Below are 20,682 nucleotides of genomic sequence, written 5' to 3' on the forward strand. Positions count from 1 at the left end.
ATGACCGACATGCTTGCCGACGCCCCCTATGGCGTGCTCACCGAACCCGCGACGCTGACGATCGTGCGCGTCCTGCCCGGTCCGATCGAGCGCGTCTGGTCCTATATCATCGATGGCGCGCTGCGCCGCCAATGGCTTGCGGCGGGCGCTATGGAGGAAAAGGTCGGTGCGCCGGTGACGCTGACCTGGCGCAACGACGAGCTGACCGATCCGCCGGGCGAGCGGCCCGAGGGCATGGGCGCCGAGCACAGCATGACGTGCGAGGTGATCGAGATCGACCCGCCGCGCAAGCTGGTCATCAGCTGGGGCAGCACCGGCGGGGTGACCTTCACCCTCTCCGAAAAGGGCGACGAGGTGCTGCTGACGTTGGTCCACAAGCGCGTCGAGGACCCGGCGGTGCTGCTCAACGTCAGCGCCGGCTGGCACGCGCATGTCGACGTGCTGGAGGCAAAGCTGCGCGGCACGGCGGCGAAACCGCATTGGGACAATTGGGCCCAGTTGCGCACCGCTTATGCCGAGCGCTTCGCGCGCTGATCCCCGCCTTCGCGAGATCGGAACGGGGCCGCCGCGTGCGGCCCCTTTTCTTCTGGCTATCCGTGCCGCCGATCCATATCCACAATAGAGCAACGGATAAGGGTCGATGATGAAGCGCAAATGGAAGATCATTTCGGCCGTCGTCGGCGCGCTTGTCGTGGTCGGCGGCGGCGGTTTCGCCTATATGCTCACCCGCGCACCGTCGCCCGCCAAGATCGCCGACGCCGGCGCGACCGGGCAGCGGATCAATGCGAACGGCATCTTCGCCAATTATTATCCCGCCGCCGGGGCGGCTCCGCACCCCGCGATCCTGTTGCTCGGCGGGTCCGAGGGCGGGCTGGGCAAGGACATGCAGGCGGCGGCGTTGCTGCTTCAGGCCCAAGGCTTCAGCACGCTCCAGCTTGCCTATCACAACGCGCCGGGCAAGCCCGCGAAGCTCAAGAATATCCCGCTCGAGGATTTCACGCGCGGTCTCGACTGGCTCAAGAACCAGCCCGGGGTCGATGCGTCGCGGCTGGGTATTATCGGCTATTCGAAGGGTGCCGAGGCGGGACTGCTCGTCGCGGCGCGCACCCCGGGCATCCGCGCCGCGGTGCTCGGCATGCCGTCGAGCGTCGTGTGGGACGGGATGTCGGGCGAGAATTACCTGCTCGGCTCGTTCAGTTCATCGTGGAGCGCCAACGGCAAACCCCTCCCCCACCTTGCCTATAAGGGCCAGCCCGATGCGCGCGGACTGATGCCGGTGTTCGAGAACGGCCTCAAGGACCTCGACAAGAATCCCGCCGCGATCATCCCGGTCGAGAATTTCAAGGGCAAGCTGATGCTGGTCTGCGGCGAGGCCGAGAAATTATGGCCGAGCTGCCCGATGACCGACCAGATCGTCGCGCGCGCGGCGAAGGCGGGCGGACCGCAGACCGTCGTGCTGCGCTACAAGGATGCCGGGCACGGCGTGATGGGGGCGCCCTTCACGGACGACGCCGCGCGCGCGAACTGGAGCCAGATGGGCGGGTCCAAGGAGGGCAATGCCGCGGCGCGCGCGGACAGCTGGCCGAAGATCGTCACGTTCCTGAAAACCGAACTCGAGATGCCCGCGCCGGCGCAATAAGCGCGTCAGGCAGCCCATTCGGCCGGGTCGGTCTCGTCACCGATCAGCGCGAGGCCGTGCGCGATGGAAGTCAGTTCGCCGCCGGTCGCGATGCGCTCGGCGCCGAAGCGGCGGTCGAAGATCGCGCGGATCGCGGGGATCAGCGACGAGCCCCCGGTGAGAAAGATGCGATCGACGGCAGCGGGTTCGACGCCCGCCTTGGCAAGCGCGCTATCCATCGCGGCTTCGATGCTGCGGAGGTCGCCCGCGATCCAGCTTTCGAAATCGGCGCGGCGGATCGCGGCGGTGATATCGACCCCGCCGCCCGCGAAATGAAACTCGGCCTCCTCCGCGCTCGACAGCGCGCGCTTGACCCGGCCCACCGCGTCGTAGAGCGGAAAGCCCTGCTCATGCTCGATCAGCGCGATCATCCGGTCGATCCGGTCGGGTTCGAGCGCGTCGCGCTGCAGGCGGCGCAGTTCGTCGATCGTGCGGCGGTTGCGCATCAGCGCGAGGCGCGACCAGTCGGCAAAGTCGGAGAAATAACCGCCGGGGATGTCGAGGATCTTGTCGAACGAACGATAATGGCTGCCCTTGCCGAGCAAAGGCAGCACCAGCCGGTCGACGATATGGCGGTCGAACCGGTCGCCGGCGATCGCGACCCCCGACGAGGCGAGCGGCACACAGCGCCGCGGCGCGCCCGGCTCCGCGATGCGGACGATCGAAAAGTCGGTGGTGCCGCCGCCGAAGTCGGCGACGAGGATCGTCGCGGGTTCGGTCAGCCGCGACGCATAGCTGTGCGCGGCGCCAAGCGGTTCGTGGACGTAGAAAAGCTCGACGCCGAACTCGGCGAGCATCGCGTCGTAGCGCTGGCGCGCGAGCGCCGGGTCGGCCCGGGCACCGGCATATTCGACCGGGCGGCCGACGATGACGCGGCGCGGGCGCTGGTCGAGCGCGCCGCCGGCATGGGCGACGAGCCGCTGGAGGAAGAGCCGCCCCATATCCTCGAAGCGAAACGGCTTGCCCCAGATCAGCGCGCGTTCGAACAAGGGACTCGCCGCGACGCTCTTGAACGACTGGACGAAGCGGCTGTCGAGCGGCGACTGGAGATATTCGGCGATCGCCCACGGCCCCGCCTCGGACGCGACCCCCTGCCAGGCGCGCTCTTCCTCCCAGAAACAGAGCGCCGAGCGGAACACGGGGCCGGTCGCCTCGTCGCCCGCAAAATCGACGAGCCGCGAACCACCCTGTCCGTCGGCGAGCGCGACGACGGTGTTGGTCGTACCGAAATCGAGGCCGAGCGCGGTCGCGGCCATATTGCTGTCCATGATCTATCCTGTGCAGGGTCGGGGATGTCGCAAGGGGCGGCGCCTATTGCACAGGCGGCCGGGTGGGGCAAGCTGCCGGCGTTCGCCGCTTCGGCGATTGAAAGGCCAAGCGCACCAGCATCGCGCGAGCGCGCGCCAGCTGTCGGGAACCTACAATTCTGCCAAGCGGAACAATGACAAGCGGGCGCCATCTTTTGAGGGAGTTTGTGCAATGATGCTTGGGGTTCTGCGTTCGACGATGCGAATGGCCGCGATACTGGTCCTGGCGGGATCGCCCGTGCTGGCCTCCGCCGCCGACAAGGCGGCGGGGTGGCGCAATTGGGCCGACCGCGGCGAGCGCATCGTCGCAGCGATCGGCGCGGTGAACCCCGGGCAGCTCGATGGCGCTTGCGACGGGGTGACGGGGACGGTGATCGGCCAGGGATTCCAATTCCCCTATTGGGGCCAGCAGTTGATCGGTGTGTGCCGCGTTTATCGCAGCCTGTTCAGCCACCTGAAGGACAATAGCACGACCCGCAGCGCCAAGAAGAGCGAGTGCAAGGAGCTGAAACAGGTGCGCGGCAATCTGGCCAAGGCCACCGATGTCGCCGAGGAGCCCCGCGCCCTGCCCGTAGCGCAGGAACTCGTGGTGCTGATCGAAGCGATGCAGGATGTATATTGCACCTGACGATCGGCGCTGCGAACCGACGCGACCGGCAAGAAAAAGGGGCCGCTCTCGCGGCCCCTTTCCTTGTTCCTGTTCCGAAGAACTTAGTCCTTCAGGAAGTCGGGCACATGCCCCTGATCTTCCGGACCTTCGCTGCGTTCGCGGCGCGGGCCCCGATCGCTGCGACCTTCGCCGCCGCCGTCGCGACGCGGACCACGGTCGCGACCGCCGCCACCGTCGCGGCGCGGGCCGCGATCGCCACGGTCGCCGCCGTCACGGCGCGGACCACGATCGCCGCGGGGCTCGCGGGGTTCGCGCGCCGGGCGGGTATCTTCGAGCTCGGCGCCGGTTTCCTGGTCGACAACGCGCATCGACAGGCGAACCTTGCCGCGCTGGTCGATCTCGAGGACCTTGACCTTGACTTCCTGGCCTTCGCTGAGGACGTCCGAGACCTTCTCGACGCGCTCGTTGGCGATTTCGCTGACGTGGACGAGACCGTCCTTGCCGCCCATGAAATTCACGAACGCCCCGAAATCGACGAGATTGACGACCTTGCCGTCATAGATCTTGCCGACTTCGGCTTCCTCGACGATGCCGCTGATCCACTTGCGGGCCGCCTCGATCTGGTCGAGGTCGCTCGACGAGATCTTGATCAGGCCTTCGTCGTCGATGTCGACCTTGGCGCCGGTGGTGGCGACGATCTCGCGGATCACCTTGCCGCCGGTGCCGATGATGTCGCGGATCTTCGACTTGTCGATCTGCATCGTTTCGATGCGCGGGGCGTGCGCCGACAGTTCGCTGCGGGTTTCGCCGAGCGCCTTGGCCATTTCACCGAGGATGTGCGCGCGGCCTTCCTTGGCCTGGTTCAGCGCGGCCTCGAAGATATCGCGGGTGATGCCCGCGATCTTGATGTCCATCTGCATCGTGGTGATGCCTTCGGACGTACCCGCGACCTTGAAGTCCATGTCGCCGAGATGATCTTCGTCGCCGAGGATGTCCGACAGGATCGCATAATCCTTGCCTTCGAGGATCAGGCCCATCGCGATGCCCGAGACGGGGCGCTTGATCGGCACGCCGGCGTCCATCATCGCGAGCGAACCACCACACACCGACGCCATCGACGACGAGCCGTTCGACTCGGTGATGTCGCTGGTGATGCGGATGGTGTAGGGGAATTCGTCCTTCGTCGGCAGCACCGCGTGCAGCGCACGCCAGGCCAGCTTGCCATGGCCGATGTCGCGGCGGCTGGGCGCCCCGAAACGGCCGACTTCGCCGACCGAATAGGGCGGAAAGTTATAGTGCAGCATGAAGTTCGAATAGGACAGGCCGTTGAGCCCGTCGATCATCTGCTCGCTTTCCTTGGTGCCCAAGGTGCAGGTCGCGATCGTCTGCGTTTCACCACGGGTGAACAGCGCCGAACCATGCGCGCGGGGCAGGAAGTGCGTTTCGGCGAGGATGGGACGGATCTGCGTCGTCGTGCGGCCGTCGATGCGCTTGCCGTCCTTGAGGATGGCACCGCGAACGATTTCGGCTTCGAGCTTCTTCATCAGCTTGCCGGCGGCCATCTGGTCCTGCGGCGCGGCGTCGGCGAAAGCGGCCTTGGCGGCGGCGCGCGCTTCGTTGAGCGCGCTCGAACGGGCCGATTTGTCGGTCAGCTTGTAAGCGGCGGCGATATCCTTGCCGATCAGCTTCTTCAGCTTGTCCTTCGCGGCCGACAGGTCGGCCTGCTCGGCCATGTCCCAGGGATCCTTGGCAGCCTGTTCGGCGAGCTTGACGATCGCCTTGACGACCTCCTTGCACGCGTCGTGTGCGAACAGGACGGCACCGAGCATGATTTCTTCCGACAGCTCATTGGCTTCGGACTCGACCATCATCACCGCGTCGTAGGTGGCGGCGACGACGAGGTCGAGATCGCCGGCGGCGACCTGTTCGTCGGTCGGGTTCAGAATATATTCGCCATCGACATAACCGACGCGCGCGGCGCCGATCGGGCCCATGAAGGGCACGCCCGAAATGGTGAGCGCGGCCGACGCGGCGACCATCGCGAGGATGTCGGGCTCGTTGTGGCCGTCATAGCTCAGAACCTGGGCAATGACGTTGATCTCGTTATAGAAACCTTCGGGGAACAGCGGACGAATCGGACGATCGGTCAAACGCGAAACCAAAGTTTCCTTTTCGGTCGCACCGCGTTCGCGCTTGAAGAAGCCGCCGGGAATGCGGCCCGCGCCCGAATATTTTTCCTGATAATGGACGGTGAGCGGGAAGAAATCCTGCCCTTCCTTGACCGTCTTGGCAGCGGTGACCGCGCACAGGACGACGGTTTCGCCAAGCGTCGCGACAACCGCGCCGTCGGCCTGACGGGCAACCTTGCCCGTTTCGAGGGTCAGCGTTTCACCGCCCCACTCGATCGATACTTTTTTCACGTCAAACATGTGATTTCCTTTGCCCGCCGGGCCCTATGCCGGGCGGGGCCTCTGTTCCGGGCAATCCGGCCCGGGGCGGTGCGGGGCGCTTTTATGCCCCAATGGCGGTCCCGCCGGATGCGGGAGCGGCCCAGTGGCGTCGCGCATTTTTGCGGACAGCCAATATGACAGCGGCCCCGGAAATCCGGGGCCGCCAGAAACTCTTATTTACGCAAGCCGAGCTTGGCGATGATCGCCTGATAGCGGGCCTCGTCCTTCTTCTTCAGATAGTCGAGGAGGCTGCGGCGCTTGTTGACCATCATCAGCAGCCCGCGGCGGCTGTGATTGTCCTTGTGGTTCGCCTTGAAGTGACCGGTCAGGTTGTTGATGCGGTCGGTCAGGATCGCGACCTGGACTTCCGGCGACCCGGTATCGCCCTTGGTGCGGGCATTGTCATTGATGACTTCGGTTTTACGCTCGGCGGTAATCGACATATATCTGTTCCTCGAACATCATGGCTTAAAGATTGAAGCCGCGCACGACCTTCAGCGTTCCCGCCAAAGCCTCGATCAGGGCGATCGGACGATTGTCGTCGTCGCGTCCCCAATAGAGCCCGTCGTCCGTAGCTACCCCGGTCCAGACACGACCCTGACGGATCGCCCCTGCCGCTTCCGGGGAAAGGTTCAGAGCCGGGATGTCGACCAGCCCTGCCTCGAGCGGCAGAATGACTTCTGATTGCGCGGCGCCTTGGCCGAACGCGTTCAATTTGTCCAGCGAAATCGCCTGTTCCAGATCGAACGGTCCGGCCTTGGTGCGGCGGAGCATCGTAACGTGGCCGACGGTGCCGACCGCATGCGCGATGTCGCGCGCCAGGCTGCGGATATAAGTGCCCTTGGAGACGTGCGCGGTGAGGGTGATTTCTTTAAGCCGCGCTCCCCCGTCATCGTCACCCCGGACTTCATCCGGGGTCCATGCTTCCGTCGCCGCAATGGATGCCGGATCAAGTCCGGCATGACGAAGGGAATAGATCGTAACGCCCCGCGCCTTCATCTCGACCGCTTCGCCCTTGCGCGCCAGGTCATAGGCCCGCTGGCCGTCGATCTTGATCGCGCTGTACGCTGGCGGCACCTGTTCGATCGGCCCGGTGAAGCGCGGCAACACCGCCGCGATGTCGGCCAGCGTCGGCCGCACGGCGCTCGTCGCGACGACTTCGCCCTCGGCATCGAGCCCGTCGGTCTGGACGCCGAAGCGGATCGTGAAGTCGTAGATCTTGCTCGCGTCGAGCATCCGCCCGCACAGCTTGGTCGCCTCACCGAGCGCGATCGGCAGCACCCCGGTAGCGAGCGGGTCGAGCGTCCCCCCATGGCCGACCTTGACCTTGCCCAGCCCAGCCTCGCGGCACACGCGCTTGACCGCGCCGACCGCCTGCGTCGAGCCGAGCCCCAGGGGTTTGTCGAGGATGATCCAGCCGTTCATCGCCGCGCTCTATGGCGCGGCGCCGCCAGCGTCAATTTGACTCGGCGGCTTTCGCGGCGGCCTTCGCTTCCTTGGCCAGCTTCAGCCGCTGCTTGCGCGGCAGCGGCTTTTCGGCGGTGACGAAGGAGGTGAAAGCGCAGCGTTGGCCGCCCACGATGATCGCGCCGAACTTGTCGAGCCGTGCGGTGCCGCGCGTGTCGATCGCGATCGCCTGAACGAAATCCAAATCGGGGCAATAGCCGGTGAGCTTGGCATAATACCAGTCGCGGCGCTGGTCCTCGATCCAGATGCCGTCGTCGCCGTCAGCCTCGAAATTGCGGACGGTGCCATAAGCGGGAAAGGCGATGCTGGCCTCGACGCCGATTTCGCGCGGCGCCTCCGGCTCGGCGGCCGCCGCTGCCGAAAGGGGGAGCAGCAAGGCGGCCAGGGAGAGTGCGAGTTTCTGTTTCATGATGGCATCCCCCTAACAGGCCGAGTCTGAACCGGTGCTGACCCTAGCGCACCACCCACTCATCCGCGAGCAGCGACCAGAGCGCGGTGTCGCGCACATATCCGGTCCAGGTGATGCGTTCCGAGCGCAGCGTACCCTCCTTGGTGCAGCCCAGTTTCGCGACGGCGGCCTGGCTGCGCGTGTTGCGCTCGTCGATGCGGAACTCGATGCGGCGGATGCCGACCGCGAAGGCATGGTCGAGCATCAATTGCTTCACCCGCCCGTTGAAACCCGTGCCGCGCGCATCGGGATGGATATAGGAGTTGCCGACCTCGACCGTCTGCGCGGACATGTCGGGGCGCAGCCAGGCGGTCATGCCGATGAGCCTGTCGCCGTCGAAGATCGCATAGGGCATGCGGCCGCCCTTGCCGATCAGCGCATCGAAGCTCGCATCGAAATGACCGGGGCCGAAGCTCGACGAATAGATCGGCCAGATATCGGCATCGGCGGCGCACGCTATGCGCAGCGCGTCGCGATGCTCCTCGGCCAGCTTGACGAGTTTGAGGTCGCCATCGGCGAGTTCGACATGGAGGCGGTCAAGCATCGGTCAGCTCCGCGGCCTCGCGCCGTTTCGCCATGAAATGGCGCCGGCACATCGCGACATAGCGGTCGTTGCCGCCGATCTCGGTCTGCGCGCCCGCGACCACCGCGCGGCCGGTTTCGTCGACGCGCAGGTTCATCGTCGCCTTGCGCCCGCATTCGCACACCGCCTTCAGCTCGACGAGCGCGTCGGCAATGCCGAGCAGGGCGGCAGACCCGGGGAAGAGCTCGGCCGAAAAATCGGTGCGCAGGCCGTAGCAGAGGATCGGGATATTGGCCTCGTCGGCGAGCGTCGCGAGCTGGAACACCTGCGCCTTGGTCAGGAATTGCGCCTCGTCGACGAGAACGCAGGCGAGCGGGCGCTGGCGGTTCTCGAACAGCACCGCGGCGGCGATGTCGCTGTCGGGATCGAATTTATGCGCCTCGGCCATCAAGCCGATGCGGCTCGTCACCTGCCCCGCGCCGTACCGGTCGTCGAGCGCCGCGGTCCACAGCATCGTTTCCATGCCGCGCTCGCGATAGTTAAAATCCGCCTGCAACAGCGTCGTCGATTTGCCGGCGTTCATGCTGGCATAGTAGAAATAGAGCTTGGCCATGGCGCCCAATAGCGCGGGCGCCGGCCTTGCACCAGTTGTCAGGATCTAAAGCGCGAGCCGCCAATGCTCGCTCTGTTCGGGCTTGCCGAATTCGTCGTGGGTCTCGACCTTTTCGATGACGAAACCAAGATCCGCATAGATGGCGCGCGCCGGTGCGAGGACCGTGTGCGTCCAGAGCACCAGTTCGGCATAGCCCGCGCCGCGCGCGAAAGCGATGCAGCGCCCGACGAGATCGCGGCCGAGACCATGGCCGCGCGCCGCGGCGTCGATATAGAGCAGGCGCAGCCGCGCCACGCTGTCCGACTCGGCGACGAGGAAGACGCTGCCGAGCAGTTCGCCATGCCGTTCGGCGACCCAGCATTGTTCGCGGCCGGCCTGAAAATCGCGAACGAAGCGGCTCGTGATCTCACCGACCAGCACCTCCATCGCATCGCCCCATCCATAGGCGTGGCGATAATAGACCGCCTGTTGCGCAGTGATCAGGCCCATGTCGCCCGGTCGCCACAGACGGACCGTCGGCGGCGGCAGCGGCGTACCCGCCAGCCGTGCCTCGATCCATGCCAGTCGCTCGGCAAGCCCGGCCTGCTCGTCGCGCGACAGATGCGCGAGCGTTGCCGATGTCGACGCCGCGGTGGTGCGATCGAGGTCCGAAAACAGCGCCTCGCCCGCGGCGGTCAGCCGGATCGGATGCTCGCGCGCGTCGGCACCGCGCGTCCGCGCGATCCAGCCCTGCTGGGCAAATCGGCGCAGGATGCGGCTGAGATAGCCGGGGTCGACCGACAGCGTCTCGACGATCTGCTTCGAGACGATCGGCTGCCCCGTCGCGATTTCATAGAGGATGCGCGCCTCGATCAGCGACAGCTCGCTGCCCATATAGCCGGGGCCAAGCACCCCGGCGAAGCGCGTGTAGAAGCGGTTGAAACGGCGCAGCGCGGCGGTGGCGGCGTCGGGTGCCGGCGCCTGATCGTCCGGCTGGGGGAGGTTGACCGATGGCATGGCGATTCGATGCGCCAGTTATTTGACGATGTCAACTAAATGGCGCGGACCACCCGCTTGACTCCCCCCGCCCCCCTGCCATGCTGCGCACAATTAACGCAGCACAATCAGTGGGGAGAGCTGCCGATGCGCCTGATGCCGATCAGCGATGCGATGTTTCTGGTGGGGGAAAGCCGGGAGATGCCGATGCACATCGGCGGCATCAACCTTTACACCCTGCCCGACGATGTCGACGAGACCGACTGGCTGAACGAACAGCTTGCGCTGCTCCGCCAGTCCGAAGGTCTGCGGCGGCCGTTCAGCGAAGTCTTGAAGCTGACCGCGCTCGGCCAATATGGGCCGATCCGGCTCGAACCCGATCGCGATATCGACATGCATTACCATGTCCGCGCCTCGGCGCTGCCCAAGCCCGGCCGCTATCGCGAGATGTTCGAGCTCGCCTCGCGGCTCCATTCGGGGCTGCTCGACCGCACCCGTCCTTTGTGGGAAATCACGCTGATCTCGGGCCTGCCCAACCGGCAGATCGCGACCTTCAAGAAAATCCACCACGCGCTGATGGACGGCGCGGCGAGCATCCATTTCTATAATTCGATGCTGTCGCCCGACCCCAAGGAACGCCGCACCGCCTCGCCGCTCTCGGTCGAGGCCTATGAAGCCTATAAGCGCAAATTCCCGCAGCCGAAAAAGGCGCCGCGCCCCAGCCTGACCGACATCGCCGCGATCGGCGATTTCCTGAAGGAGCAATGGGGCAACAGCGTCGGGGTGACCAAGGCGCTCAACCAATATGTCGCGGCGATGGTCGGGCTCGGCGGCGAGGGGCTGGTCACGCCGTTCGCGGGCGTGCCGCGCACCAGCTTCAACCGCAACATCACCGGCGCGCGCCGCTTCGTCGCGCAGAGCTGGTCGCTCGAACGCGTACGGCGGGTCGGCAAGGCCTATGACGGCACGATCAACGACGCGGTGCTCGGCATGTGCGCGGGGGCGATGCGCAAATATCTGCAGTCGCTGAACGAGCTGCCCGACAAGCCGCTGAAAGCCATGGCGCCGGTGTCGATCCGGCCCAAGGACGATATCGATTCGGGCAATTCGGTCGCGTCGGTGACCGCGAACCTCGCGACGCATATCGACGACCCGGCGACGCGCATGGCGGCGATCCAGGAATCGATGAACTCGGCGAAGGCGCAGCTGCGCGCGATGACCGCGTCGCAGATCCAGCTCTATACCGCGATCACCAGCTTTCCGATGATGCTCACCGCGCTGACCCGCACCGCCGACAAATTCCCGGCCTATTCGGTGACGATCTCGAACGTCCCCGGCCCGCGCGAGCAGATGTACTGGAACGGCGCGCGCCTCGACGGCATGTACCCCGCGAGCATCCCTGTCGACGGCATGGCGATGAACATCACCCAGGTGTCGAATTTCGAGAATATCGACTTCGGCATCACCGCGTGCCGCCGCAGCGTGCCGCACGCGCAGCGGATGATCGATTATCTGGAAGAAGCGCTGGTCGAGCTGGAGGCGGCGGCAGGGATCAAGGCGCCGAAGTCCAAAACCTAGACCGTTCGCATCGAGCGAAGTCGAGATGCCCCTCGGCTTGGCGCTGTCTTTCGGGGTGTCTCGACTTCGCTCGACACGAACGGAGATCAAGCGTCGCTGTGATCTTCAGGGGCAGCCAAATCCCGGGCCACCTTGGGATCGCGCAGCAATTTTTCGATGTGGCTCGCCTCGTCGAAGCTTTCGTCGCTCAGAAATTTCAGCTTCGCGGCATATTTCATGCGCATCTTTTCGGCGACGCTCTTTTGCAGCCAGGCGGTGTTGGTGCGCAACGCCTTGAGCACCGCCTCCTCCTCCTTGCCGAGCAAAGATTTGATGAACACCGTCGCGTGGCGCAGGTCGGGCGACATGCGGACTTCAGTGACGCTCACCGGATGCCGGGTGAGCACATCGTCATGGACGTCACCGCGCGCGAGGATTTCGCTGAGCAGGTGGCGCACCTGTTCGCCGACGCGCAGCGCGCGGACCGAGGGGCCTTTGTCCTTTTCGGTCTTCATCGCCTAACCCTTTGCCTCTTCGTCCAGTTTCGCGACGATCCGCGCGATCGAGCGCATGTTACGCGCGGTGCCTTTGCATCCCAAGCGCCTTTCGATGAAGGCGCCGGTCAGCTTGCTGTCGGCGACGCCGTCGCCATAGTCGAGGAACAGCATGCGCTTGCCGAGCGCCAGTTTCTCGCCCCCGCGGCCAAGATGATCGCCAACCAGCTGCTCGAACTGCGCCGGTGTCGGCTGATCACTCAGGAACATCGTATGGACGAACTTGTCCTCGTTCGTGCCCGCGAACGGATTGTCCGAAATCGCCGACGCCAGTTCGTCCCGGTCGCGCACGAGCACCGCGCTCGTCATGTCGAAACGGTCGTCGACCATCAAGCCAAGCTTTTCCTCAAGCCCGCGCGTCGGCCGCGCATCATGGTCGAACAGCACATTGCCGCTTGCCACGACGGTCTCGACATTGCTGAAGCCCTCGGCCTCGAACGCCGAGCGCAGGTCGACCATCTTCAGCCGGTTGCCGCCGACGTTGATGCTGCCGAACAAGGCGACGTAACGAGCGATATCGAGAGCCTCACACAAGGAAATAGGGATGCGCGGCCTGCCAAAGACCGTGCCCCGCCACCACAAACACCGCGCTCAGCCCCGCGCCGAGAGGAAGGCACCCGAACAAGCAGCCGTCGCCGAGGCATCCGAGAGCCTCGCGCTCCCACCCTGCCTCGTCGCCGTCCTGCTGGTCCCTGCCTTCCCCGGCCATGCCACCTCGCCGTTACAGCGTCCGTTCGCGCATCTCGACTTCGAACACTTCGAGGTTGTCGCCGGCCTTGATGTCGTTGGTATCCGACAGCACGACACCGCATTCCAGACCGGCGCGCACTTCGGCGACGTCGTCCTTGAAGCGGCGGAGCGACGCGATGGTCGTTGCCGAGACGATGACGTCGGCGCGCGTGAGGCGTGCGTGCAGCCCCTTGCGGATGACGCCTTCGAGCACGAGCAGGCCCGCAGCCTTGTCGCGCTTGCCGGCCGGGAAGACGTCCTTGACCTCGGCACGCCCAACGACGGTTTCGATCCGCTCCGGACCCAGCTCGCCCGCCATTTCCTTCCGGATCTCGTCGGTCAGGTGATAGATGACGTCGTGATAGAGGAAGCGCACTTTTTCGCGCTTGGCGATCTCGCGCGCCTTGGCGTTCGGACGGACGTTGAAGCCGATGATCGGCGCCTTGGTCGCCGCCGCCAGCGTCACATCGCTTTCGGTGATGGCGCCAGCACCCGAATGGAGCACGCGAACGCGGATCTCGTCGGTCGACAGCTTGTTGAGCGCATTGACGATCGCCTCGACGCTGCCCTGCACATCGCCTTTGATGACCACCGGATACTGGATGACATTGGTCTTGTCGGCCAGCGCCTCGAACATGCCCTCGAGGCTGACCGGTGCCTGAACGGTACGCTTGCGGGTCGCCTGTTCCTGGCGATAGGCCGCGACTTCGCGCGCGCGCGCCTCGTTCTCGACGACGGTGAGGATGTCGCCCGCCATCGGCACACCGCCGAGGCCGAGCACCTCGACCGGCATCGACGGACCGGCGGTCTTGATCTGCTGCCCCTTGTCGTCGATCAGCGCGCGAACGCGGCCGCTTTCGGCGCCGCAGACGAAGATGTCGCCGACCTTGAGCGTGCCGCGGCGAACGAGAATCGTCGCCACCGGACCGCGGCCCTTGTCGAGCTTGGCCTCGATCACCGTGCCTTCGGCGGCGCGGTCGGGATTGGCCTTGAGCTCCATGATCTCGGCCTGCACCGCGATCGCTTCGAGCAATTTGTCGAGGCCGGTCTTCTTGAGCGCCGACACTTCGACATTCTGCACGTCGCCGCCCATTTCCTCGACCACCAGCTCATGTTCGAGCAGGCGTTCGCGGACGCGTTGCGGGTTGGCGCCTTCCTTGTCGACCTTGTTGATCGCGACGATGATCGGCACGCCGGCCGCCTTCGCATGCTTGATCGCCTCGATCGACTGCGGCTTGAGCCCGTCGTCGGCGGCGACCACCAGGATGACGATGTCGGTGACGTTGGCGCCGCGCTGGCGCATTTCGGTGAACGCCTCGTGACCCGGGGTATCGAGGAAGGTCACCAGGCTGCCGTCGGGGGTCTTCACCTGGTAGGCGCCGATATGCTGGGTGATGCCGCCGGCTTCGCCGGCCTGCACATTGGCGCCGCGCAGCGCGTCGAGCAGCGAGGTCTTGCCGTGATCGACATGGCCCATGATCGTGACGACCGGTGCGCGCGGCTTCAGATGATCGGCATCGTCGACATCCTCATCGTGGCGGATGTCGATATCGCCTTCGCTGACGCGCGTGATCTCGTGCCCGAATTCGGTGACGAGCAGTTCGGCGGTGTCCTGGTCGATCGTGTCGGTACTGGCCGACGGGACGCCCATCTTGAACAGCGCCTTGATCAGGTCGCTGGTCTTTTCGGCCATGCGGTTGGCCAGTTCGGCGACCGTGATGCTTTCGGGCACGACGACTTCACGGACCTGCTTCTCGCGCGGGCCCGACGAGGTGGTGTGCGAGCGCTTTTCCTTTTCGCGGGCGCGCTTCAGCGCCGCGAGGCTGCGCGCGCGGGCGCCCTCGTCGTCGTTCAGCGCGCGGGTGACGGTCAGCTTGCCCGACTGGCGGCGGTTGTCGGCGCCGCGGTTCGCCTTGGGTTCGGGGCGCTTGGGTTCGGGACGCTTCGGCGCCTCGACCGGGGTGAAGCGGCGCGGCGCGGGGGCCGCGCTCGGCGCGGCGCGCGGCGCGGGCGCGGTTGCCGGTGCGGGTGCGGGTGCCGCTTCGACTTCCTCGGCCTTGGCGACGGGCGCTTCCACGGCGGGCGCCGCTTCGACCGCGGGCGCGGCGACGGGTTCGGCCACCGGCGCTTCGGCGCGGGCCTTTTGTTCCTCGGCGGCGCGGACGCGCGCGGCCTCTTCGCGGCGGCGCGTTTCTTCCTGCGAATTCATGCGCGCCTCTTCGGCCTCGCGCAGCAGCTGCGCCTGGCGTTCCTGGCGCGACATCAGGCTGTCGTTCTCGCTCGCACGCTTCGGCGCGGGGGGAGCTGGCGCAGGGGCCGGCGCAGGGGCGGGCGCAGGCGCCGGAGCGGCCTGAACCTCTTCGACCACCGGCTCGGGCGCGGCTTCGCCGGGACGACCGAGCACGCGGCGACGCTTCACCTCGACCACCACCGTATTGCGGCGGCCGTGGCTGAATTGCTGCTGCACCTGTCCGGCCTCGACCGTCCGCTTCAGCCCCAGGGGCTTGCGGGTAAGGGTCGGTTTGTCCTGTTCGTCACTCATCGAAAACCATCATTCCTTCAAAACGCGTCCGAAGCGGCGGTGCCATCTGGCCCCGCCCCAATTTCTGCCCCATCGTCGGACGACGGGTTGTGCGGGTCGGAATCGCGGTTGGCCGCGTCCCTACTCCATCCTGTGAAAAACTGCCAGCGGCTCAAATGCGCAAGCACACGCGCCGCAGCGCGGGCATCGGTTATCGCCAGATGCACCGCATTCTCGCGACCCAATGCCATAGATAGGGTGCCGCGGTCCACCGGCAAGACCCGCCCCTCGCGACCCGAGCCCTCATCGTCCTCGCCGACCCGCCACGCCTGCGCCAGTTTCTTGCGCCCGTCCTCGCCCGCATCGCTGGCATGGAGGAGCAGGCGAACCTGGCCCTTGCGTGCCGCGGTTTCGATCTTTTCATTGCCGCTCAGCAAGGTGCCCGAGCGCGATTCGAGCCCCAGCCGGTCGAGCGTCGCGCGTTCGAGCTGCGCCGCTATGCGCGCGCCGAGGTCGTCGGGGATGGTGAACTGGCCCTCGTGCAACGCACGCGCGAGCCCGCTTTTCAGCTTGCCCTTTGCCTGCGCCGCTTCGAGTTCAGCACGGGTGACGCCGATCCACGCGCCGCGCCCCGGCGCCTTGCCATGGACGTCGGGCGCGATGCTGCCGTCGGGACCGAGCGCGAGGCGCACGAGTTGCTCCGCCGGCGAAACCTCGCCGGTGATGACGCAGCGCCGCTCGGGCACATGCTGGCCGCGCCGACCAGCGCGGTCTGGTTCGCTCAGTTGATCATTGTGCGGGGTCCGCATCAGCGGCCTCCCCGGTTGCGGGTTCGTCTTCGAACCAGTGCGCGCGCGCCGCCATGATGATCTCGTTGCCCTGCTCTTCGGACAGGCCATATTCGCCGAGCACGCCGCCCTTGTCCTCGGTGCGCTCGCGCGCCGGACCGCGGCGATTGTCCTGACGCTTCTTGGCGATCAGTTCGTCGGTGGCGAGGTCGGCGAGGTCGTCGAGCGTCTTGATCCCGGCCTTGCCGAGCACGACGAGCATCGCTTCGGTCAGGTGCGGGATTTCGGCGAGATCGTCCTCGACACCCAGGCCGCGGCGTTCCTGGCGCGCGGCCTCTTCGCGGCGCTCAAGCGCTTCGGTGGCGCGGCTCTGCAGTTCCTGGCCGAGTTCGTCGTCGAAACCTTCGATGCTCGCCAGCTCGTCGAGCGACACATAGGCCACTTCCTCGAGCTCGCCGAAGCCTTCGGCGACGAGCAGCTGCGCGAGCGTTTCGTCGACGTCGAGCTCTTCCTGGAACATCGTCGAGCGTTCGACGAATTCGCGCTGGCGCTTTTCGCTCGCGTCGGCCTCGGTCATGATGTCGATCTGGCTGCCGGTCAGCTGGCTGGCGAGACGGACGTTCTGGCCGCGGCGGCCGATGGCGAGCGACAGCTGGTCGTCGGGAACGACGACTTCGATGCGGCCGTCGTCCTCGTCGATCACGACGCGCTGCACCGTCGCGGGCTGGAGCGCGTTGACGACGAAGGTCGCGGTGTCTTCGGACCAGGGGATGATGTCGATCTTTTCGCCCTGCATTTCCTGGACGACCGCCTGGACGCGGCTGCCCTTCATACCGACGCAGGCGCCGACGGGATCGATCGAGCCGTCATAGCTGATCACACCGATCTTGGCGCGCGAGCCCGGGTCACGGGCAGCGGCCTTGATCTCGATGATGCCATCGTAGATTTCGGGAACTTCCTGCGCGAACAGCTTTTTCATGAAGTCGGGGTGTGCGCGGCTGAGGAAAATCTGCGGGCCGCGGTTTTCGCGGCGCACCGACAGGATCAGCGCCCGAACGCGATCGCCGACGCGCATCAGTTCGCGCGGGATCTGCTGGTCGCGGCGGATGACACCTTCGGCGCGGCCGAGGTTGACGACGATGTGGCCGAATTCGACCGACTTGACGACGCCGGTGATCAGCTCGCTGGCGCGGTCCTTGAACTCTTCATACTGGCGTTCGCGGTCGGCTTCGCGGACCTTCTGGAAGATCACCTGCTTCGCCGACTGGGCGTCGATGCGGCCCAGATCGACTGCGGGCAGCGGGTCGACGATGAAGTCGCCGAGCTGGGCGTCCTTCTGCAGCTTCTGCCCGGCGGTGAGATCGACCTGCTTGAAATAATCCTCGACGGTCTCGACGACCTCGACGACGCGCCACAAACGAAGATCGCCGGTCTGGACGTCGAGCTTGGCGCGGATGTCGTTCTCGGCGCCGTAGCGGGCGCGCGCCGCGCGCTGGATCGCTTCCTCGATCGCCTCGATGACGATGCCCTTGTCGATCATCTTCTCGCTGGCCACCGAATTGGCAATGGCGAGCAGCTCGGCGCGGTTGGCGGAAATGGCAGTGGCCATCAGTCCTGTCCTTCTTCTTCCAGTTCGTCCGCGCCGTCGAGCGACAGCGGGATGGTTGCGGCAATCAATTTGTCGGTGAGGACGAGCTTCGCCGTGTCGATCGCGTCGAACGGCAGCTTGTGCTCGACCTCTTCCTTGTCGACGATGGTGACGAGGTCATCGCCATCGATCCCGGCGAGCAGCCCGTTGAAACGCTGACGCCCGTTCAATTTTTCCTTGAGCGTGACCTTCGCCTCATGCCCCGCCCAGTCGGCGAAGTCGCTGTTGCGGGTCAGCGGCCGGTCGATGCCGGGCGACGACACTTCGAGGCGGTACGCCACCTCGATCGGGTCTTTGCCCGCTTCCTCGAGCGCGTCGAGCTGGGCCGAGATGCGGCGCGACAATTCGGCGCAATCCTCGATCGTCAGCTGGCGCGTCTCCGGCCGTTCGGCCATCACCTGCAGCGTCGGATCGCTCTCGCCGCCAAAAAAGGCGACGCGCACCAGCGCAAGGCCGAGCGCTTCGGCTTCGGGGGCGATGATCGCATTGAGAACGTCGAGATCGGCCAAGCGGGTCTTTCAAAACGGTTGGGCGGAAAACCATGCGGGAATAGCCGCCGCGGCCCGCGGCCCCGACGTCCCAACTGGCTAACCATGTCAAGAAGTAGGGCGCATATAGGCGGTGCGGGGGATTCGGGCAAGGGGGGAATGCCGCCGGCTGTGGAGGCCCGGAGCCAACCCCGCATCGCCATACCAAATGGTGGCGCCCATCAACGCCTTCCCCCCTTGCCTTTTCGTAATTCCACCCAGCGACCGCGGCCCTTTTGGTACCGCCATTTTCATACTATTTTTCCGCGACTTCCTATGTCGCAAGCTGTTATGCTAACGACATGCAAGCCCAAAACGCCAGCTCGCCCGCGCCCCGGCCCTTTGCCGACCTGATCGATGGAGCCAGCGATTTCGGGCCGCTTCCGCCCAAGGCCAACCCGATGTCGGGGGTCTATATGGGGCGGGAAATCGTGATGACCCAATTGTGGACCGGGCATAGCTTTCTCGCGTCGACCCGCGACATGATCGTCACGCCCAACATCCTCCACTTCGGGATGGTCGAACCGCACAACAGCCGGCTGCTCGTTTCCTTGATCCAGCCCGGCGACGTCGTCGTCGACGTCGGGGCGAACACCGGTTTTTATTCGGTACTCGGCGCGTGGCGCGCGCAGCCGGGTGGCCAGATCTGGGCGTTCGAGCCAAATCCGACCGCCTATGCGCTGATGTCCGACAATCTGCACAACAATGGTTTTGGCGGTATCGCCCGCCGCCATCGCATCGCGCTATCGAACCGTCAGGGCGAGGCGATGCTGCGTGTCTTTCCGGGCTATGAGGCGACCTCGACGATCCGCGACATCTCCTCGGCCTTTGTCGAACATACCGAACGCGAAACGGGACGCGCCTCGCACGAAGTCGCGGTGCCGGTCGACACGCTCGACGCGGTCATGCACGGCTGCCCCGGGATCGATTTCATGAAAATGGACGCCGAGGGTCATGAACCCGAAATCATCGACGGCGCGCGCGAGATATTGGCGCGGTCGAAAAATCTGAAGATGCTGATGGAGTTCGTGCCCCCGATCCTGGACGCGGAAAAGGCGCGGGCAATGCTGAGAACGCTTCGCGAATTGGGGCTGATCATCTACCGGCTCGACACCGATGCGAATCTGACGCGATACGACAATGACGACGCGTTGATGGCAATCGATTTTTCGGATCTGGTCGTCGTCAGGCCCTGATCACGTCCGGCCAGCCCTCTGTTTCCACCACGATATGCGGCCACTGCCCCGCGAGCCGTTCGGCCCAGCGCTCATAAGGCCAGGGAATGACCTCGGCATCGAACCAGAACAACCGTTCGCCCTCGAGATCATAAAGCGACACCGCGTCATCGCTCTCGTCCTGCCGCACGATGCGGATCTTGCCGATGCGCGAGGGGTGGATGCGCCCTTCGTCGCCACTCGACGCGCCAACCCGTCCCTGCCACCAAACAAGATCGCCGGTCGCGGGATCGACGAAGCTGCCACGGTTCGGGTTGGCGAGCATGTTGAGCGCGGCGCCGAGTCCGACCAGCGCCCCGAAACCCTGCGCCAGCGGCACCAGCCAGGGCGCGCACTCGCGGCCGTCCGCGCTGCAGTTATCCGCCGGATCGATCGCCGACCCCGCCCAGAAAAAGGCGAGGCCGAAGGCGAGCAGCAGCCACATGCGGTAGTCGGTTCGCGCACTGCGCCGATAGCTGGGAATGGCGGTGCCGGTCATGGCGATGCCATAGCCCGCCGGCGTCAACGACCGCCTAACGGCCGGCAGCATTTCCCTTTTGGATGACGCTTGCTAAAAAACCGCAAGCGCGGCGAACGGAGGCTCCTATGACGGCGGCAAACAAACTCGAAGGCCAGTGCCTGTGCGGCGCGGTGACGGTGCGGACGACGCCGCCCGAACCGCATGTCGATGCCTGTCACTGCGGCATGTGCCGGCGCTGGGGCGGCAGCGCGCTGCTGTCGCTGCGCATGGTCACCGACCCCGAGATCGAGGGGGCCGAGCATATCGGCCGCTATGCCTCCTCCGAATGGGCCGAGCGCGGCTTTTGTCGCCAATGCGGAACGCACCTGTTCTTTTTCTATAAGCCGAAAGCGAGCTATTCCTTCACCGCCGGGCTGTTCGGCGGCACCGATGGCTTTGCCATGGTCGAAGAAATCTTCATCGACGAAAAACCGGCCTATTATGCGTTCACCGGGACGCGCGAACGGCTGACCGGAGCCGAGGTTATGGCGAAATTCGGGGTGGGCTAAAGCTAGGCCGGTGCGATTCTGTCCCCGTGCGGGACAGCCGCAGC

The 20,682-nt window shown here is 65.7% G+C and carries 21 protein-coding genes; 6 read left to right on the forward strand and 15 right to left on the reverse strand.

Annotated elements, in window-relative coordinates:
• Positions 1-534, forward strand: coding sequence for an SRPBCC family protein (locus AC3WS4_RS18305; RefSeq protein ID WP_056345761.1), 534 nt, complete (start codon positions 1-3; stop codon positions 532-534).
• A gap of 106 nt (positions 535-640) precedes the next feature.
• Positions 641-1,639: an acyl-CoA thioester hydrolase/BAAT C-terminal domain-containing protein gene (locus AC3WS4_RS18310; RefSeq protein ID WP_492737189.1), complete on the forward strand. Its 999-nt coding sequence runs from the start codon at positions 641-643 to the stop codon at positions 1,637-1,639.
• Between the two features lie 5 nt (positions 1,640-1,644).
• On the opposite strand, the gene AC3WS4_RS18315 is transcribed toward AC3WS4_RS18310, so the two are convergent.
• Positions 1,645-2,946, reverse strand: a complete 1,302-nt coding sequence (locus AC3WS4_RS18315; RefSeq protein WP_492737191.1) for an Hsp70 family protein — start codon at positions 2,944-2,946, stop codon at positions 1,645-1,647.
• A gap of 211 nt (positions 2,947-3,157) precedes the next feature.
• On the opposite strand from AC3WS4_RS18315, the gene AC3WS4_RS18320 reads away from it, so the two are divergent.
• Positions 3,158-3,613, forward strand: coding sequence for a hypothetical protein (locus AC3WS4_RS18320; protein WP_056345756.1), 456 nt, complete (start codon positions 3,158-3,160; stop codon positions 3,611-3,613).
• 83 nt (positions 3,614-3,696) lie between these two features.
• On the opposite strand, the gene pnp is transcribed toward AC3WS4_RS18320, so the two are convergent.
• From pnp to AC3WS4_RS18355, 7 genes are all read right to left on the reverse strand, one after another.
• The gene (gene pnp, locus AC3WS4_RS18325; protein WP_492737193.1) at positions 3,697-6,024 is read right to left on the reverse strand and encodes a polyribonucleotide nucleotidyltransferase; all 2,328 of its coding nucleotides are present in this window, start codon (positions 6,022-6,024) and stop codon (positions 3,697-3,699) included.
• Positions 6,025-6,218: 194 nt separating this feature from the next.
• Positions 6,219-6,488, reverse strand: coding sequence for a 30S ribosomal protein S15 (gene rpsO, locus AC3WS4_RS18330; protein ID WP_056345752.1), 270 nt, complete (start codon positions 6,486-6,488; stop codon positions 6,219-6,221).
• Positions 6,489-6,513: 25 nt separating this feature from the next.
• Entirely contained in the window at positions 6,514-7,470 is a 957-nt protein-coding gene (gene truB / locus AC3WS4_RS18335; protein ID WP_492737195.1) for a tRNA pseudouridine(55) synthase TruB, read from the reverse strand.
• 31 nt (positions 7,471-7,501) lie between these two features.
• Positions 7,502-7,921, reverse strand: coding sequence for a DUF6491 family protein (locus AC3WS4_RS18340; RefSeq protein ID WP_492737197.1), 420 nt, complete (start codon positions 7,919-7,921; stop codon positions 7,502-7,504).
• A gap of 43 nt (positions 7,922-7,964) precedes the next feature.
• A complete protein-coding gene (locus tag AC3WS4_RS18345; RefSeq protein ID WP_492737199.1) occupies positions 7,965-8,504 on the reverse strand; it encodes a GNAT family N-acetyltransferase in 540 nt (179 codons plus the stop codon).
• Positions 8,497-9,096, reverse strand: a complete 600-nt coding sequence (locus tag AC3WS4_RS18350; protein WP_492737201.1) for a thymidine kinase — start codon at positions 9,094-9,096, stop codon at positions 8,497-8,499. The genes AC3WS4_RS18345 and AC3WS4_RS18350 overlap by 8 nt, the downstream gene beginning before the upstream one ends.
• A gap of 45 nt (positions 9,097-9,141) precedes the next feature.
• Positions 9,142-10,092: a bifunctional helix-turn-helix transcriptional regulator/GNAT family N-acetyltransferase gene (locus tag AC3WS4_RS18355; protein WP_492737203.1), complete on the reverse strand. Its 951-nt coding sequence runs from the start codon at positions 10,090-10,092 to the stop codon at positions 9,142-9,144.
• Positions 10,093-10,218: 126 nt separating this feature from the next.
• On the opposite strand from AC3WS4_RS18355, the gene AC3WS4_RS18360 reads away from it, so the two are divergent.
• The gene (locus tag AC3WS4_RS18360; protein WP_492737204.1) at positions 10,219-11,649 is read left to right on the forward strand and encodes a WS/DGAT/MGAT family O-acyltransferase; all 1,431 of its coding nucleotides are present in this window, start codon (positions 10,219-10,221) and stop codon (positions 11,647-11,649) included.
• Between the two features lie 86 nt (positions 11,650-11,735).
• Here AC3WS4_RS18360 and rbfA read toward each other — a convergent pair whose 3' ends face one another.
• The 6 genes from rbfA to rimP form a co-directional block, all read right to left on the reverse strand.
• Positions 11,736-12,143 (reverse strand): 30S ribosome-binding factor RbfA, encoded by a 408-nt coding sequence (rbfA, locus tag AC3WS4_RS18365; RefSeq protein WP_492737206.1) that lies wholly within the window; start codon positions 12,141-12,143, stop codon positions 11,736-11,738.
• 3 nt (positions 12,144-12,146) lie between these two features.
• Positions 12,147-12,716, reverse strand: coding sequence for a DUF1697 domain-containing protein (locus AC3WS4_RS18370; RefSeq protein WP_492737208.1), 570 nt, complete (start codon positions 12,714-12,716; stop codon positions 12,147-12,149).
• 187 nt (positions 12,717-12,903) lie between these two features.
• The gene (gene infB, locus AC3WS4_RS18375; protein ID WP_492737210.1) at positions 12,904-15,453 is read right to left on the reverse strand and encodes a translation initiation factor IF-2; all 2,550 of its coding nucleotides are present in this window, start codon (positions 15,451-15,453) and stop codon (positions 12,904-12,906) included.
• Between the two features lie 17 nt (positions 15,454-15,470).
• Positions 15,471-16,241 carry a DUF448 domain-containing protein gene (locus AC3WS4_RS18380; RefSeq protein ID WP_492737212.1) on the reverse strand — a complete coding sequence of 257 codons (771 nt, stop codon included), beginning with the start codon at positions 16,239-16,241 and terminating at the stop codon, positions 15,471-15,473.
• On the reverse strand, positions 16,222-17,829 hold the full coding sequence (nusA, locus tag AC3WS4_RS18385; RefSeq protein WP_056345723.1) for a transcription termination factor NusA: 1,608 nt from the start codon (positions 17,827-17,829) through the stop codon (positions 16,222-16,224). The genes AC3WS4_RS18380 and nusA overlap by 20 nt, the downstream gene beginning before the upstream one ends.
• Entirely contained in the window at positions 17,829-18,377 is a 549-nt protein-coding gene (gene rimP, locus AC3WS4_RS18390; RefSeq protein WP_492737214.1) for a ribosome maturation protein RimP, read from the reverse strand. The genes nusA and rimP overlap by 1 nt, the downstream gene beginning before the upstream one ends.
• Before the next feature lie 320 nt (positions 18,378-18,697).
• On the opposite strand from rimP, the gene AC3WS4_RS18395 reads away from it, so the two are divergent.
• Complete coding sequence (locus AC3WS4_RS18395; protein WP_492737216.1) at positions 18,698-19,591, forward strand: FkbM family methyltransferase; 894 nt, start codon at positions 18,698-18,700, stop codon at positions 19,589-19,591.
• Here the strand turns inward: AC3WS4_RS18395 and AC3WS4_RS18400 are convergent.
• Positions 19,581-20,159, reverse strand: a complete 579-nt coding sequence (locus tag AC3WS4_RS18400) for a hypothetical protein (RefSeq protein WP_492742919.1) — start codon at positions 20,157-20,159, stop codon at positions 19,581-19,583. The two genes, AC3WS4_RS18395 and AC3WS4_RS18400, sit on opposite strands and share 11 nt — an antisense overlap.
• A 56-nt stretch (positions 20,160-20,215) precedes the next feature.
• Between AC3WS4_RS18400 and AC3WS4_RS18405 the strand changes: the two genes are divergently transcribed.
• Positions 20,216-20,638 (forward strand): GFA family protein, encoded by a 423-nt coding sequence (locus tag AC3WS4_RS18405; RefSeq protein ID WP_492737220.1) that lies wholly within the window; start codon positions 20,216-20,218, stop codon positions 20,636-20,638.
• The last annotated feature ends 44 nt before the right edge of the window (positions 20,639-20,682 follow it).

The organism is Sphingopyxis sp. EU05-FHT14B03, assembly GCF_058790875.1.

What these genes read in the sequence shown, in the direction of transcription:
- AC3WS4_RS18305 (WP_056345761.1), top strand. Translation starts at nt 1, where the DNA reads ATGACCGACATGCTTGCCGACGCCCCCTATGGCGTGCTCACCGAACCC.
- AC3WS4_RS18310 (WP_492737189.1), top strand. Translation starts at nt 641, where the DNA reads ATGATGAAGCGCAAATGGAAGATCATTTCGGCCGTCGTCGGCGCGCTT.
- AC3WS4_RS18315 (WP_492737191.1), bottom strand. Translation starts at nt 2,946, where the DNA reads ATGGACAGCAATATGGCCGCGACCGCGCTCGGCCTCGATTTCGGTACG.
- AC3WS4_RS18320 (WP_056345756.1), top strand. Translation starts at nt 3,158, where the DNA reads ATGATGCTTGGGGTTCTGCGTTCGACGATGCGAATGGCCGCGATACTG.
- pnp (WP_492737193.1), bottom strand. Translation starts at nt 6,024, where the DNA reads ATGTTTGACGTGAAAAAAGTATCGATCGAGTGGGGCGGTGAAACGCTG.
- rpsO (WP_056345752.1), bottom strand. Translation starts at nt 6,488, where the DNA reads ATGTCGATTACCGCCGAGCGTAAAACCGAAGTCATCAATGACAATGCC.
- truB (WP_492737195.1), bottom strand. Translation starts at nt 7,470, where the DNA reads ATGAACGGCTGGATCATCCTCGACAAACCCCTGGGGCTCGGCTCGACG.
- AC3WS4_RS18340 (WP_492737197.1), bottom strand. Translation starts at nt 7,921, where the DNA reads ATGAAACAGAAACTCGCACTCTCCCTGGCCGCCTTGCTGCTCCCCCTT.
- AC3WS4_RS18345 (WP_492737199.1), bottom strand. Translation starts at nt 8,504, where the DNA reads ATGCTTGACCGCCTCCATGTCGAACTCGCCGATGGCGACCTCAAACTC.
- AC3WS4_RS18350 (WP_492737201.1), bottom strand. Translation starts at nt 9,096, where the DNA reads ATGGCCAAGCTCTATTTCTACTATGCCAGCATGAACGCCGGCAAATCG.
- AC3WS4_RS18355 (WP_492737203.1), bottom strand. Translation starts at nt 10,092, where the DNA reads ATGCCATCGGTCAACCTCCCCCAGCCGGACGATCAGGCGCCGGCACCC.
- AC3WS4_RS18360 (WP_492737204.1), top strand. Translation starts at nt 10,219, where the DNA reads ATGCGCCTGATGCCGATCAGCGATGCGATGTTTCTGGTGGGGGAAAGC.
- rbfA (WP_492737206.1), bottom strand. Translation starts at nt 12,143, where the DNA reads ATGAAGACCGAAAAGGACAAAGGCCCCTCGGTCCGCGCGCTGCGCGTC.
- infB (WP_492737210.1), bottom strand. Translation starts at nt 15,453, where the DNA reads ATGAGTGACGAACAGGACAAACCGACCCTTACCCGCAAGCCCCTGGGG.
- AC3WS4_RS18380 (WP_492737212.1), bottom strand. Translation starts at nt 16,241, where the DNA reads ATGCGGACCCCGCACAATGATCAACTGAGCGAACCAGACCGCGCTGGT.
- nusA (WP_056345723.1), bottom strand. Translation starts at nt 17,829, where the DNA reads ATGGCCACTGCCATTTCCGCCAACCGCGCCGAGCTGCTCGCCATTGCC.
- AC3WS4_RS18395 (WP_492737216.1), top strand. Translation starts at nt 18,698, where the DNA reads ATGCAAGCCCAAAACGCCAGCTCGCCCGCGCCCCGGCCCTTTGCCGAC.
- AC3WS4_RS18400 (WP_492742919.1), bottom strand. Translation starts at nt 20,159, where the DNA reads ATGCTGCCGGCCGTTAGGCGGTCGTTGACGCCGGCGGGCTATGGCATC.
- AC3WS4_RS18405 (WP_492737220.1), top strand. Translation starts at nt 20,216, where the DNA reads ATGACGGCGGCAAACAAACTCGAAGGCCAGTGCCTGTGCGGCGCGGTG.